This window comes from Streptomyces sp. NBC_00726 (assembly GCF_045161735.1).
GTDB lineage: Bacteria > Actinomycetota > Actinomycetes > Streptomycetales > Streptomycetaceae > Streptomyces.
In genome coordinates, this window is sequence record NZ_CP108983.1 from 1,473,119 (window position 1) to 1,487,783 (window position 14,665).

Sequence of the window (14,665 nt, forward strand, 5' to 3'; positions counted from 1 at the left end):
AGGGTCGACTTTGTCCGGACCGGCCCCTCGGCGTCCGATCCGTGCATACGCTGCTGTCCACTTCAGCGGCGTGTGTACGGAAGGCGGAGCGCCCGATGGCGGATGAGGCGGATGTGGTGGGCGGCGGGACCGTGGGGACGGCGTTGTGTGTGGTGTGTGAGACGTACGCCGACGAGCGAACCTTTCCGCGGCTGACCGGTGCGACGGTCCAGATGGAGGGGATCGTCAACCGCCTTGAGGCGCTGGGTATCGCGACGCGGGTGGCGGGTGGGGGCAGCCCGTCGTGGGACGCCTTCGACCGGGATCTCACCGCGTGGAGCGAGGGGTGGAACGCGTCCGGCGCGGGGAAGCCCGCGATCATCGTGTGGTCCGGGCACGGCGTGCTGGTGGACGACGAACTGCGCCTGGTGCTCAGCGATCTGGACCTGGACGCCGAGCCGGTGACCCGGGACGCGCGGGTCCTGCGGCGGGGGGTGTCGCCGGAGACGCTGGTCAACGAGGCGGTGGCGTCGGGGGCCGACCAGATTCTGGTGATCATCGACGCCTGCCATGCCGGGGACGCCGTGGGCCGGGGTCTGGAAAAGGCGCTGCGGCGCTGGGAGACCACGTCCGCGCCGCCCGGCCGGGTCCAGTGGTTCGGGATGATGACGAGCTGCCGGCGCGGGGAGACCTCGGACGGGGCCGGTCCGTTGCTCGACGCGCTGGCCGAGGTGCTGCGGGAGGGCCCGGCCACCAGCGAGTACCGCTCGGCGTGGAGCGCCCACAACGCGTGGGTCAGCGGCCCGGACGTGCTGGCCGCGCTCGGCGAGCGGTGGCGCGGCGAGGGGCAGACGCCGGTCCCGGCCGCCCTCGGCACCGGGCGGCCGGTCTTCCCGAACCCGCGCCATGTGCCCGGGGCGCCCGCGCGGCTGGTGGAGCATCTGGTGCACGCGGCCCGGGGCGTCGGGTTCCGCGAGGAGGGCTCGTTCTTCACGGGCCGGAAGCAGGTCCTGGGCCGGATCACCGACTGGCTGGAGGCGGATGCGGCCGGGCTCTTCCTGGTGACCGGCCCGGCGGGCTCCGGCAAGTCGGCGGTGCTCGGCCGGATCGCGACGCTCACCGACCCGGTGCGGCGCGCGGAGACCGAGGCACAGGGCGGCCTGCGTGCGGGCGACCCGGACCCCGGCCCGGGACACGCGCTCGCTGCGGTGCATCTGCGGGGCCTCAGCCCGCTTCAGGCGGCCGTGGAGCTGGCCGCGCGGCTCGGGCTGCCGGAGCCGCGCAACACGGACGACTTCCGGGGTGAGCTGCGCGAGCTGGGCCGGCGTCCGGTGCTGGTCCTGGACGGCTTGGACGAAGTGCCCGTCGAGCATCTGCAAGCCATGACCGAGGAGCTGGTCTTCCCACTCAGCCGGGCGGTCCCGGTGCTGCTGGGCTCGCGGGAGCGGGCGTTCCGCGCCCGGCTGGCGGACGACGACGGGCACCCGGACGAGACCCTGCCGGACGCGCTGGCCCGGCTGATCGGGGCGGCCGTCACCACGGCGGACCTGGAGGAGGAGCCGGACACCGAGGAGGACATCGCCGCGTATGTGGTCCGCCGGTGCGAGGCGGGCGGTTTCCCGGCGGACCGGGCGCGGGAGGCGGGCGAGGCGGTCGCCGCGCGGGCCACCGCGGTGGGCGGCGGGTTCCTGTTCGCCCGGCTGGTGACGGGCTCGCTGCTGTCGCGGGGGCAGGCCGCCGGGGACGCCTGGCGGGCCGGTCTGCCGGAGTCCATCGAGGCCGCGTTCGAGGACGACCTGCGGGCGGGCCCGGTCCGGGTCCTGGCGGACGGCGCCGAACTCCCTTCCGCCGCGCGCGATCTGCTGACCGCGCTGGCCTGGACAGCGGGGCGCGGGATGCCCGCCGGGGGCGTCTGGGAGGAGGTCGCCGGGGCGCTGGGCGGCCGGGAGACGCCGTACGACGAGAGCGACGTGGACTGGGTGCTGTCCGCGTACGGGCGTTACATCGTGGAGGACGCGGAGGACGGGCAGGCGGTCTACCGGCTGTACCACCGGGAGTTCGTGTCGCACCTCGCGTCCCGGCCGGTGGCGGGCGGGGCCGAGGCCGCCGAGGTGGTGCTCGCGGCGCTCGTCGCGCACGCCGAGCGGGAGGTGCCGGGCGGCGGCTGGGGGGCGGTGGACCCGTATGTGGTGCGGGCGCTCGCGTGGCATGCGGTACGGGCGGGTGCGCCGGGGATCGAGGCGTTGCGGGTGCTGGCGCGGCGGCTCGGGCCGGTCGTGGTGCCGCTGCTGGCCCACGCGTTGCACGGCTTCTCGGAGCGCCTGGGGACGGAAGGGGACCTGGAGGAGGCGTTGCGTACGGCCCAGGAGGCGGTCGGCCTCCTGCGGACGCTGGAGGAGGCCGAGCCCGGCTCCCGTACACCGGCACTGGTCCGCCCCCTCATCAACCTCGCCAAGCGGTACGCCGAACTCGGGGACCGGGAGGCGGCGCTGGCCCCGGCCCGGGAGGCGGCCGCGCTCCAGCAAGCCGTCACCGCGGCGGGGGGCGACGCATCCGGGGGCGACCTCGCCGTGGCCCTCGCCACGCTCGCGCGCAGGCTCGCCGAAACCGGTGACCACCAGGGTGCGCTGACGCTCACACGGGACGTCGTCGGCGCCTTCAGGGGGCTGGCCGAGAAGGACCCGGCGGCCTTCCGCCCGCACCTCGCCGCCACCCTGAACAACCTGTCGGTGGAGCTGGCGGAGGCCGGGGAGCGCCGGGCCGCCGTCTCCCCCGCGCAGGAGGCCGTCGAGATCTACACCGAACTGACCGCCGCGCGCCCGGGCGAGTTCCTGGGTCCGCTCGCCGGTTCCCAGAGCAACCTGGCCTACACCCTCAGGTCCGTCGGACGCCACGCGGACGCCCTGCCGCACGCGGAGGCGGCGGTCGAGGGGAACCGGGGACTGGCGGAACGCCGTCCCACCGCCCTGCGGGCAGCCCTGGCGGGGTCCCTGACCCATCTGTCCGTGCACCGGCATGACGTGGGCGACCTCGCGGGGTCCCTGGAGCCCGCGAGGGAGGCCGTGGAGATCTGCCGGGAGCTCGTCGAACGCCACCCGGCCGCCTTCCGGCCGAACCTGGCCACGGCCCTCCACAACCTGGCGGACCTGCTCTCCGCCAGCGGGGACCACGAGGGAGCCCTTGCTTCCGCCCGTGAGGCCGCGCGTACCTTCGCCGCGCTTTCGACAGAGCACCCGGAGATCTTCCGCCCCGATCTTGCCCGGGCCCTGACGTCCATGGCCAACAAGACCGCCGCGACCGGGGACCGCACCACGGCGGTGCTGTTCGCGCGCCAGGCCCTTCAGCTCCAGCGCGAAGTGGTCAAGAGCGCGCCCCTGGCCGGCCTGCCCGGGCTGGCCGCGATGGTCAACAACCTGGCGACGCACCTGGCCGCCGACGGGGAGCCCGCGGAGGCCATGACGCATGCCGAGGAAGCCGCCGAACTCTACGAACGCCTCGTCGCCGGGGACCGGGAGGCGTTCCTCCCGGAGTACGCGACGGTCCTCAGCAACGTCGGCAACCACTGCGCGACCCTGGGCGATCTGTCGGGGGCGGTCTCGGCGGGCCTGAAGGCGGTCGCGTTCCGCCGGGAACTGGCCCTGCTGCAACCCGCCGTCTACCGCCCGGACCTGGCCACCGCCCTCACCAACCTCGCCGGCCATCTGAACCGGGCCGGGGAACCGGACGAAGGGCTGACGGTCGCGGCGGAGGCCGTCGCGCTCCTGCGTGAACTCGTCCCGGACTCACCTGTCCTGCGCCCCACCCTCGCGGGAGCCCTCGGCACCCTGGCCCAGAATCTCGCCGACACCGGAAGCCCGGCGGAGGTGCTGCCGGTGGCCCGGGAAGGGGTGGAGCTCTGGCGCCTGCTCGTGGCGGAGCACGGCGGCGCCCGCCTTCCCGATCTGGCGCGCGCCCTGCGAAGCCTCGGCAAGCTGCGGGGGATGAACGGCGACCCCGAAGGCTCCGTGGAGACGGCGCGGGAGGCCGTCGCCACCTACCGTGCGCCGGCCATGGAGAACCCGCGCGCCCTCGCCGACGACCTGACACACGCGGTCGGTGACCTGGCCCGCGCGCTCGCCCGTACCGGCGACCACGCCTCGGCGGCCGAGGCATACGCGACCACCGCGGCCGAGTTCGCCGAGGCCCATCCCGTGACCGCCCGGCGGCTCGGTGTCGAGCGGAGCATCTTCCTGCTGGACTGCCCCGACCCGCTGCCCTCGGAGGGCGTACGCGCACTCGCGTCGTTCCTCGGGCGGGACGCCGGCCTCGAACCGGAGGACGGCCCCGACCTGGTGACCGTACGGGCGCGGCGGGCCCTGCGCGCCCATGACGACCGGCAGGAGGTGCGTGAGGCGTGGGAGGCGGAGACCCATGGCCCCGCGCCCGACTGGCTCTCGCTCTCGGCCGCCACGCTGGAAGCGGTCGGCACCTGGATGTTCGCGCCCGACTGGCCCGCGTCGCGCGACCTCTGGTCCCGGTACGCCGACACGCTCGGCAGCGAGGCGGCCGCGACGGCGCTCGAAGAACTGGCGCTGCTCGATCCGGCCACCGCGCAGCAGCACGCCGCGCTCCGCGCGTTCGTGCTCGACCACGGGGTGACCTCCGCCTACGATCCGCTGATCCTCTCGGGGCAGCTGACCGAGTGGGTGGGCTGCGCGTCCTGGGCCGATTCGCGGGCCTACCTGGAGGACCATCCGCGCCTCCTTCAGGTCCGGCCGTCCCCGGACACCCCGCTCTCGCACGTCGCCGTCCTGGACATCTCCCGTACGGAGGGGATGGACGCCGCCTACGCGCTGGTGGAGGACCGGGACACGCTCCAGGCTTATGTGGAACGGGCGTTGGAAGCCGGTGACGGCACCTCCCTGATGCACGCGGCCGCCATCGAGGGGCAGGTCTTCGAGGACCGGCTGTCCTCCTTCACCCACGCCCAGGTGAGCATGGTCCTCTCGGGAGTCGCCCAGGGCATCGAACCGGAGGAGCTGGCCGACCTGATCCCGCGGGCTCCGGAGGAGATCCGCGCCCGGCTGCTGCGGGAGATCGCGGGCCTCAGTGTCCAGTACGCCGAGCCGTACGGGGAGCTGTGGCTCCGCATGATCAAGGCGCTCAGCTGGGCCGCCTGACCACACCCGTACACACGAAGGGGCCCGGTCCGCACGAGCGTGCGGGCCGGGCCCCTGGTGTTGCCGGATCAATCAGGCCGGGCCGGTCAGGCCCGCGTCGGCTCCGGTTCGCCGGACTCCCGCGCCTCCGCCGGGGCCGGGGTGCCGGCCTTCGCGGCCCGCTTGGCGGCCTTCTTGTTCCGGCGGCGTTCCTTGCGGAGCTCCACCATCGCGTACAGCGTCGGCACCAGGAGGAGCGTCAGCAGCGTCGAGGTGATCAGACCACCGATGACGACGACGGCCAGCGGCTGCGAGATGAAGCCGCCCTCGCCGGTTACGCCGAGCGCCATCGGGAGCAGGGCGAAGATCGTCGCCAGGGCCGTCATCAGGATCGGGCGCAGACGGTGGCGCCCGCCCTCCACGACCGCTTCGACCACGCCCAGGCCCTGGGCCCGGTACTGGTTGATGAGGTCGATCAGCACGATCGCGTTGGTCACCACGATGCCGATCAGCATCAGCATGCCGATCATCGCCGGGACGCCCATCGGGGTGCCGGTAACGAGCAGCAGACCGATCGCGCCGGTGGCGGCGAACGGGATCGAGACCAGCAGGATCAGCGGCTGGATCAGCGACCGGAAGGTGGCGACCAGCAGCATGAAGACGATCGCGATGGCCGCCAGCATGGCCAGGCCCAGGTTCTTGAAGGCGTCGTCCTGGTCCTCGGAGACACCGCCGATGGTGGCGGTGGCACCCTCCGGGAGGTCCAGGGCCTTGATCTTCGTCTGGAGCGTGGAGCTGACCGCGCCGGTGTTGTCGCCGGTGGGCCGGGCGGTGATGGTCGCGGCGCGCTGGCCGTCGATCCGGGTCATGGAGACCGGTCCGGGAACCAGCTTCACATCAGCGATGGTGCCGAGCTTCACCTTGCCGAGCGGAAGGTCCTTCAGCTCCTGCATGGTGGTGGCCGGGTGGGCCGACTTCACGACGACGTCACGCTCGGTGTCGTCCATGATCGCCTTGCCGGACGGGGTGCCCCGCACCGCTCCGGCGACGGCCGCGCCGAGCGTGGCCTGGGAGTAACCGGCGTCGGCGGCCTTCTCGTTGGCCTTCACCGAGATCCGCGGGACGCTCTGCGCCAGGTCGCTCTGGACGTCGGTGACGTCCTTGAGCTTGGCGACCTCGGCGCGGACCTGCTCGGACGCCTTCTTCAGGGTGTCCGCGTCGGCGGCCTTCACCACGACGCTCAGGTCCTGGCTGCCGAAGCCGTCGCCCGCGCTGATGGTGGTGTCACCGATGCCGTCGAGCTTGGCGAGACCCTTCTCGATGCGGTCCTGGGTGGCCTCGAACCCGGCGGAGTCCTTCAGGGTGACCTGGTAGGACGCCTGGTTGGAACCGGTGCCGCCGCCGAAGGCGGCCATGAAGCCGGACGAGCCGACGGTGACCTGGTAGTCCTTGACGCCGTCGTCGTCGGCGAGGAGCTTCTCGACCTTCTTCGCCGCCTCGTCGGAGGCCGCGAGGCTGGTGCCCGGGTCCATCTTCTGCTTGATGGACAGGACTTCCTGCTCGCCCTGGTCGAAGAAGTTGGTCTTCAGCAGGGGCGCCATGCCGAAGGTGCCGAAGAGGACGGCGACGGCGATGACGACACTGGTGACGCGGCGCCGGGTGGCGAACCGCAGCACCGGGACGTAGATCCGCTGGAGGCGGCTGCGCGCCTCCTTCTCCTCGGCCTCGCGGCGCGCCTTGTCCGGGTCCTCGGCGGTGCCCTTGGGGGCGCGCAGGAACCAGTACGACAGGACGGGGACCACGGTCAGCGAGACCAGCAGCGAGGCCAGCAGGGCCGCGGTGACGGTCAGCGAGAACGAGCCGAACAGCTCGCCGACCATGCCGCCGACGAGACCGATCGGCAGGAAGACGGCGACGGTGGTGAGGGTGGACGAGGTGACCGCTCCGGCCACCTCCCTGACCGCGGTGATGATCGCGGACTGGCGCTCCTCGCCGTAGCCGAGGTGGCGCTTGATGTTCTCCAGGACGACGATCGAGTCGTCCACGACCCGGCCGATCGCGATGGTGAGCGCGCCCAGCGTCAGCATGTTGAGCGACAGGTCGCGGGTCCAGAGCACGATCAGCGCGAGGACCACGGAGAGCGGGATGGAGACCGCGGTGACCAGGGTGGAGCGCAGCGAGGCCAGGAAGACCAGGATCACGATGACCGCGAAGAGCAGGCCGAGCGCGCCCTCGGTCGTCAGGCCGGAGATCGCCTTGGAGACGGCCGGGCCCTGGTCCGAGACGACGGTCAGCTCGGCGCCGGAGCCGAGGTCCTTGCGCAGGTCCGGGAGCTTGTCCTTGACGGCGTCCGAGATGGCGACGGCGCTGCCGTCCTTGTCCATCGTGGCCATGACGGCGAGGCTCGGGCGGCCGTTGGTGCGGGTGATGGAGTCCGCGGTGGCGGCCTCCTGCTTCACGGTCGCGATGTCACCGAGGCGGACCGGCTTGCCGGGCTTGCCGGTGGCCGGGTCCTGACCGGTGACCCGCAGGTCCTCGATCTGCTTCAGCGAGGTGAAGGCGCCGCCGACCTGAATGGTGCGGCTCTTGCCGGACTCCGAGAAGGCACCGGCCGGGACGGTCGCGCCGCCCGACTGGAGGGCCTGGGAGAGCGCGGCCGCGTTGAGTCCGGCGGCGGCGAGCTTCTTGTCGTCCGGGGTGACGGAGACCTGGAGGTCGCGCACACCGTCGACGGAGACCTGGCCGACGCCGTCGATGTCCTCCAGGGCGGGGACGACGGTGCGGTCCAGCTGGTCGGCCAGGGCCTGCTGGTCCTTGTCCGAGGTGACGGCGAGGACGACGGTCGGGATGTCGTCCGTCGAGCCGGCGATGACCTGCGGGTCGACGTCCTGGGGCAGCTGGACGCGGGCCCGGTTCACCGCCTGCTGGATGTCGGCGACGAGCTGCTTGGTGCCCTCGTCCCCGAAGTCGAAGGACGCCATGATGACGGCGTTGCCCTCGCTGGCGGTCGATGTGACGCCGGTGACGCCGTCGACGGCCTTGATGGAGTTCTCGAGCGGTTCCACGACCTGCTTCTCGACCACATCGGGGGACGCACCCTGGTACGGGGCGAGCACCGACACCATCGGCAGTTCGATGGTGGGCAGCAGCTGCTGCTTGAGCTGCGGGATCGCGATCGCTCCGAACACGAGCGCGACGATCGAGATCAGACCGATCAGGGCCCTTTGCGCGAGGCTGAATCTGGACAGCCAGGACATGGGTGGGTCTCTTTCTGTGGCTTACGCGGCAGGTGGGCGGGATGCCGGGGCGTGCCCGGGGGACAGATCCAGCCCACCTATACGATCGCCGATCACCGGGACGAAAGTCCTCGGCCCCAGGGTCGCTTTCTCACGCCGCGCATACCGCAGGTGGAGTACGCCCCGGCTGCACCCTCACTCCACCCGTGGGCGCACCAGGCCCGATTCGTACGCGATTACCACGAGTTGTGCCCGGTCCCGGGCGCCCAGCTTCGCCATCGCCCGGTTCACATGCGTCTTGACGGTGAGCGGGCTGACGACCAGGCGTTCCGCGATCTCGTCGTTGGACAGCCCGCCCGCGACCAGGACCAGCACCTCGCGTTCCCTCGTGGTGAGGGCCGCCAGCCGCTCCGAGTACGCGGCCGCCCCCGGCCCGTCCGCCACCCCGCTGCCGCCCTGCGCGAGGAACGTGGCGATCAGGCCCTTGGTCGCGGCCGGCGAGAGCAGCGCCTCGCCCCCCGCGGCGATCCGGATCGCGTTGAGGAGTTCGTCCGGCTCGGCGCCCTTGCCGAGGAAGCCCGAGGCCCCGGCGCGCAGCGACTGCACCACGTACTCGTCCACCTCGAAGGTGGTGAGCATGACCACCCGGACGTCCGCGAGATCCGGGTCGGCGCTGATCATGCGGGTGGCGGTGAGTCCGTCGGTACCGGGCATCCGGATGTCCATCAGCACCACGTCGGGCCGCTCGGCGCGGGCCACCTCCACGGCCTGCGCCCCGTCCGCCGCCTCGCCCACCACCAGCATGTCGGGCTCCGAGTCGACCAGCACCCGGAACGCGCTGCGCAGCAGCGCCTGGTCGTCGGCGAGCAGGACCTTGATGGCCGGTGTCATGCGTTCTCCCCCGTCCGGCCCGGCGCGCCCGGCCGACCGGGCTCCTGCGCGCGGGCCTCGACGGGCAGGATCGCATGGACCCGGAAGCCGCCCCCGTAGCGGGGACCCGCGGTGAGGGTGCCGCCCAGGGCGGTGACGCGTTCGCGCATCCCGAGCAGGCCGTGGCCGCCGCCGGACGCGGAGTCGGCGCCCCCGGCGTTCCCGCGGCCGTTGTCCAGGACCATGACCTCGGTCGTGGCCCCGACCCGTACGACGCTCACCTCGGCCCTGGCGCCCGGGCCCGCGTGCTTGCGGACGTTGGTCAGCGCCTCCTGGATCACCCGGTAGGCGGCCAGGTCGACGGCGGAGGGCAGCGGCGGCTCGCCCTCGGCCGCGCAGGCCACCTCGACGGGCAGCCCCGCCTGGCGCACGCTCTCCACCAGCTGGCCGAGGACCGCGAGGCCGGGGGCCGGTTCGGTGGGCGCCTCCGGGTCGCCGGACTGGCGGAGCAGGCCGACGGTGGCCCGTAGCTCGTTGAGCGCGGACCGGCTGGCCTCGCGGACATGGGCGAGGGCCTGTTTCGCCTGGTCGGGGCGCTTGTCCATGACGTGGGCTGCGACCCCGGCCTGCACGTTGACCAGGGCGATGTGGTGGGCGACGACGTCGTGCAGATCGCGGGCGATGCGCAGCCGTTCCTCGGCGACCCGGCGGCGGGCCTCCTCCTCGCGGGTGCGTTCGGCGCGTTCGGCTCGCTCCCGGATCGCGTCGACGAAGGCGCGCCGGGAGCGGACCGCGTCGCCCGCGGCCGCCGCCATCCCGGTCCAGGCGAAGACGCCCAGGTTCTCCTGGCTGTACCAGGGCGGCGAGCCGAAGAGCATGGCGGCGGCGGTGAGCGCGGCCATGGTGAGCAGCCCGACCCGCCAGGTGGTGGGCCGGTCGGTGCGGGCGGCGACGGTGCAGAGCGCGATGACGGCGCTCATCACGACGGGGGCCGGCGGGTCCGCGGTGACCAGCTCCACGACGGTCAGCGCCCCGGTGGCGGCGAGCACCGCCATCGGTTCGCGGCGGCGCCGGATCAGGGCCAGCGCGCTGAGCAGCATCAGCAGCAGGCTGCTCGCGGCGGGGGTGCGGGCGCCGAAGGTGGGCCCGTCGTGCCCGCCGGGGTCCACGAACGAGGCGAAGACCATGGCCACGAGCACGCCCAGGGCGAGCGCGCCGTCCAGCGCGAGGGGGTGGGCGCGCAGCCAGTGGCGGATGCGCAGGGCCCCGGTTCCGAGGGTGGTCACGTCGGGCTACGTTACGGCGTGCCGCTCGCGGCCCGGTCCGGCCCCGACCGGCAGGACGCACCCGTGCCCCGCGTCCGTCGGGCGGGCGCGGGGCACGGGTGCGGGTGCTGGAGGGCGGTCGGCGTCAGCCGGGGATCAGACCGTCGTCGCTGAGCATGGCGCGTACCTCTTCGAGGGTCGCTTCCGGCGACGGCAGGATCAGCTCGGACGGCTCCAGGGAGTCGTCCGGCAGGGGTGAGCCGAGCTCGCGCACCCGGGCCAGGAGCGCGTGGAGCGTGGAGCGGAAGCCTGGTCCGTCACCGCGCTCCATCTCGGCCAGCAGGGCGTCGTCGAGCTTGTCGAGCTCGGCGAGATGGCTGTCGGCCAGGACCACCTGGCCCTCCCCCATGATCCGTACGATCATGACGCCGCCTCAGTTCTTGTCGAATTTGTGCGACTGGCTGTTCTGCTGCTGGGCGTCCTGCGGGCCGCCCTCGATCGCCTGCTGCGAGGAGGAGCCGCCGGCCAGTTCGGCCTTCATGCGCTGAAGCTCCAGCTCCACATCCGTACCACCGGAGATCCGGTCCAGCTCGGCGGCGATGTCGTCCTTCGCCGTGCCGGTCGGGTCGTCCAGGGCGCCGGAGGCCAGCAGCTCGTCGATGGCACCGGCGCGGGCCTGGAGCTGCTGCGTCTTGTCCTCGGCCCGCTGGATCGCCAGGCCGACGTCGCCCATCTCCTCGGAGATGCCGGAGAACGCCTCGCCGATCCGGGTCTGTGCCTGGGCCGCCGTGTAGGTGGCCTTGATGGTCTCCTTCTTCGTCCGGAAGGCGTCCACCTTGGCCTGAAGGCGCTGGGCCGCGAGAGTGAGCTTCTCCTCCTCGCCCTGGAGCGTGGTGTGCTGCGTCTCCAGGTCGGTGACCTGCTGCTGGAGGGCGGCGCGGCGCGACAGCGCCTCGCGGGCCAGGTCCTCGCGACCGAGCGCGAGCGCCTTGCGGCCCTGGTCCTCCAGCTTCGAGGACTGGCCCTGCAACTGGTTCAGCTGCAATTCCAGCCGCTTGCGCGAGGTCGCCACGTCGGCGACTCCGCGACGCACCTTCTGAAGCAGCTCCAGCTGCTTCTGGTACGAGTAATCAAGGGTCTCGCGCGGGTCCTCGGCCCGGTCAAGGGCCTTGTTCGCTTTCGCGCGGAAGATCATCCCCATACGCTTCATGACACCGCTCATGGGCTTCGCGCGCCCCCTTCTGACTCAACTGGGCTCCAGCACTCCAACAGAACCCACAGTACGGGCCCTGTCTCTATTACCGCACTGTTCGAGCATGGATGGGCTCCTCCCCAAGGACGACTGTGCCCTCGTCGCGCTCCGGCCCAGGGAGTAGGTGAGGCCCGTATCGGCCGCTCTCACACGGTCAAGGACGCAGGCCGTTGCCGGATCGTTCCCGGGCGGCCCGCGGGGATCCGCGAGCGACCCCGTACCCTTGGGCCTTGTGTTCCGTAGCCGCTCCAAGGAAGAGAAGGCCCCCACCGACAAGGTGCCGGCGGACCTCTCCAAGACGCCCCGCGACCCGCAGGCCCCCAAGGGTCGCCCCACCCCCAAGCGCAGCGAGGCCCAGACGCAGCGCCGTCGCGCCTCCAGTGGTGCGCCGCTCGACCGCAAGGAGGCCGCGAAGCGGCAGCGCGAGGCGCGCCGTGTGGACCTGGCCAAGCAGCGGGAGGCGCTCGCCAGTGGTGACGAGCGCTATCTGCCCGCGCGTGACAAGGGGCCGGTGCGCCGCTTCGTCCGCGACTTCGTGGACTCCCGCTTCTGCATCGCGGAATATTTCCTGCCGCTGGCCGTGGTCATCCTGATCCTCAGCGTGATCCAGGTGCAGGGCATCCAGAACATCTCGCTGCTGCTCTGGCTGATCGTGATCGTGCTGATCGTGATCGACTCGATCGGGCTCGCGTTCCGGCTGCGCAAGCAGCTGAACACGCGGTTCCCGGACACGCCGAAGCGCGGCGCGGTCGCCTACGGCCTGATGCGTACGCTCCAGATGCGTCGGCTGCGTCTGCCGAAGCCGCAGGTCAAGCGCGGGGAGCGGCCCTGAGCACCGAGCCGTCCGGCCAGGTCGACGGGGTGTCCGCCGACCGGCCGTCCGGTGTCGTCTCCGGCTTCGCCGGGGCCTCGGCGGCCTGGACCAAGGGCCTGACCTGCCTGCGCAACACCGTGCGCCAGGAGCTGGTCGCCCGGCAGCTGGACGAGCAGATCGCGGCCCGCTTCCCGGTCGGGCAGCGGCTGCGCATCCTGGACGTCGGCATGGGCCAGGGCACTCAGGCGCTGCGGCTGGCCCGGGCCGGGCACACCGTGACCGGTCTGGAGTCCGACGCGGAGATGCTGCGGCTCGCCCGTGAGGCGCTGGGCGGCGAACCGGCCGGCATCCGCGAGCGGGTGCGGCTGATCGAGGGCAACGGCCAGGACACCGGGGTCCACTTCCTGCCCGGCAGCTTCGACGTGGTCCTCTGCCACGGTGTGCTGATGTACGTCCAGGAGCCGGACGCCATGGTGGCGGGCCTGGCCCGGATGCTGGCGCCGGGCGGGCTGCTGTCCCTGCTCGTGCGGAACGCCGACGCGCTGGCGATGCGGCCGGGGATGACCGGGGACTTCGCGGGGGCGCTGGCCGCGTTCGACTCCGACCGGTATACGAACCGGCTCGGCCTGTCCGTACGCGCGGACCGGCTGGAGGCGCTGACGGCGACGCTGGCCTCGATCGCGGCGCCGCTGCACGCCTGGTACGGGGTGCGGCTCTTCACGGACAACGTGAGCAACGATGTGGAGCTGCCGCCGGCGGCCGAGCTGGAACGGGTGCTCGCGGCGGAGGACCGGGCGGGCCGGACGGACCCGTATCGCGGGGTCGCGGCGCTGTTGCATCTGTGTGGCGTACGGGGTTGATGTGTGGCGTACGGGGCTGAAATCGCCCTCGATCGCCGGGCGGGCTTGATACTCCCCCTCTGGCCGCGCTCAACGGGCCACCCCTGGGAGCAAAAGTAATAATCCGGACATGGATGCCATTCACTCCCGCCGCCGTGCGCGGCGGCTGTTGCTGCCCCTGTCCGCGGGTGTCTGCGCGATCGCGCTGGTGAGCGGTTGTTCCGGTTCGAGCGCTCCCGCCGCGGGGCCGGACGCGACGGCGTCCGGCTCGGCGCAGCCCGGTCCGGCCGCGAAGGCCGACGGTGACTTGCAGAGCGCGTACCAGTCGGCCATCAACGACGTGCTGCCGTCGGTCGTGCAGATCGACGCCTCCGAGAGCCTGGGTTCCGGGGTCGTCTACGACACCAAGGGCCATATCGTCACCAACGCGCACGTCGTCGGCGACGAGAAGACGTTCAAGGTCACCGTGGCCACCGGCGAGAAGGTGATGAAGGCGTCGCTGGTCGCCGCCTACCCCCAGCAGGATCTGGCCGTCATCAAGCTGGACGACGTGCCCGACGGGCTGCGGCCCGCGAAGTTCGGGGACTCGGAGAAGGTCGCGGTCGGGCAGATCGTGCTGGCGATGGGCTCGCCGCTCGGCCTGTCCAGCAGCGTCACCCAGGGCATCGTGTCGGCCCTCGGCCGGACCGTGAGCGAGAGCCGCTCGGGCGGCGGCACCGGGGCGACCATCGCCAACATGGTGCAGACCTCGGCGGCGATCAACCCGGGCAACAGCGGCGGGGCCCTGGTGAACCTGGACAGCCAGGTCATCGGCATCCCGACGCTCGCCGCCTCCGACCCCCAGATGGGCGACAGCGCGGCGCCCGGCATCGGCTTCGCGATCCCGGCCTCGATGGTGCGTACGGTCGCCGACCAGATCATCAAGAACGGCAAGGTCACCGACTCGGGCCGGGCGGCGCTCGACATCACCGGCCGCACGGTCGTCAACGACGACTACCGTCCGGCGGGCGTCGCGATCGTCAGCGTGCAGAACGGCGGCGCGGCCGAGAAGGCGGGGCTGCGGGCCGGCGACATCATCGTGAAGGTGGACGACACCAAGGTCACCACGATCACCTCGCTCTCCGAGGCACTGGCCGGCCACAAGCCGGGCCAGCGGGCGAAGGTGACGTACACGCGGGGCAGCTCGCAGAAGACGGCCGAGGTCACGCTCGGCGAGATCTGATCCGCGCTTCGCACGAATCCGTACGAAGACGGCTGCCCGCCGGACGGGTC

Annotated in this window: 9 protein-coding genes; 4 read left to right on the top strand and 5 right to left on the bottom strand. The window is 72.5% G+C overall.

Going from position 1 to position 14,665, the window contains the following annotated elements; genetic code table 11:
• Positions 1–95 precede the first annotated feature (95 nt).
• Positions 96–5,138, top strand: coding sequence for a tetratricopeptide repeat protein (locus OG338_RS06595; protein ID WP_405936418.1), 5,043 nt, complete (start codon positions 96–98; stop codon positions 5,136–5,138).
• An 86-nt stretch (positions 5,139–5,224) separates the two neighbouring features.
• On the opposite strand, the gene OG338_RS06600 is transcribed toward OG338_RS06595, so the two are convergent.
• From OG338_RS06600 to OG338_RS06620, 5 genes are all read right to left on the bottom strand, one after another.
• On the bottom strand, positions 5,225–8,374 hold the full coding sequence (locus OG338_RS06600) for an efflux RND transporter permease subunit (RefSeq protein WP_405936419.1): 3,150 nt from the start codon (positions 8,372–8,374) through the stop codon (positions 5,225–5,227).
• 174 nt (positions 8,375–8,548) lie between these two features.
• Positions 8,549–9,244 (bottom strand): response regulator, encoded by a 696-nt coding sequence (locus tag OG338_RS06605; protein ID WP_405936420.1) that lies wholly within the window; start codon positions 9,242–9,244, stop codon positions 8,549–8,551.
• Positions 9,241–10,509: a sensor histidine kinase gene (locus OG338_RS06610; protein WP_405936421.1), complete on the bottom strand. Its 1,269-nt coding sequence runs from the start codon at positions 10,507–10,509 to the stop codon at positions 9,241–9,243. Before OG338_RS06610 ends, OG338_RS06605 begins: the two co-directional genes overlap by 4 nt.
• A 124-nt stretch (positions 10,510–10,633) precedes the next feature.
• Positions 10,634–10,912 (bottom strand): PspA-associated protein PspAA, encoded by a 279-nt coding sequence (gene pspAA / locus OG338_RS06615; protein WP_405936422.1) that lies wholly within the window; start codon positions 10,910–10,912, stop codon positions 10,634–10,636.
• Positions 10,913–10,921: 9 nt separating this feature from the next.
• A complete protein-coding gene (locus OG338_RS06620) occupies positions 10,922–11,698 on the bottom strand; it encodes a PspA/IM30 family protein (RefSeq protein ID WP_073965547.1) in 777 nt (258 codons plus the stop codon).
• A gap of 274 nt (positions 11,699–11,972) precedes the next feature.
• Between OG338_RS06620 and OG338_RS06625 the strand changes: the two genes are divergently transcribed.
• The 3 genes from OG338_RS06625 to OG338_RS06635 all read left to right on the top strand — a co-directional run bounded on the left by OG338_RS06625 (position 11,973) and on the right by OG338_RS06635 (position 14,615).
• On the top strand, positions 11,973–12,572 hold the full coding sequence (locus OG338_RS06625) for a DUF3043 domain-containing protein (protein WP_405936423.1): 600 nt from the start codon (positions 11,973–11,975) through the stop codon (positions 12,570–12,572).
• A gap of 107 nt (positions 12,573–12,679) precedes the next feature.
• Entirely contained in the window at positions 12,680–13,414 is a 735-nt protein-coding gene (locus OG338_RS06630) for a class I SAM-dependent methyltransferase (protein WP_405940337.1), read from the top strand.
• 109 nt (positions 13,415–13,523) lie between these two features.
• Positions 13,524–14,615, top strand: a complete 1,092-nt coding sequence (locus OG338_RS06635) for a S1C family serine protease (RefSeq protein WP_405936424.1) — start codon at positions 13,524–13,526, stop codon at positions 14,613–14,615.
• Positions 14,616–14,665 lie beyond the last annotated feature (50 nt).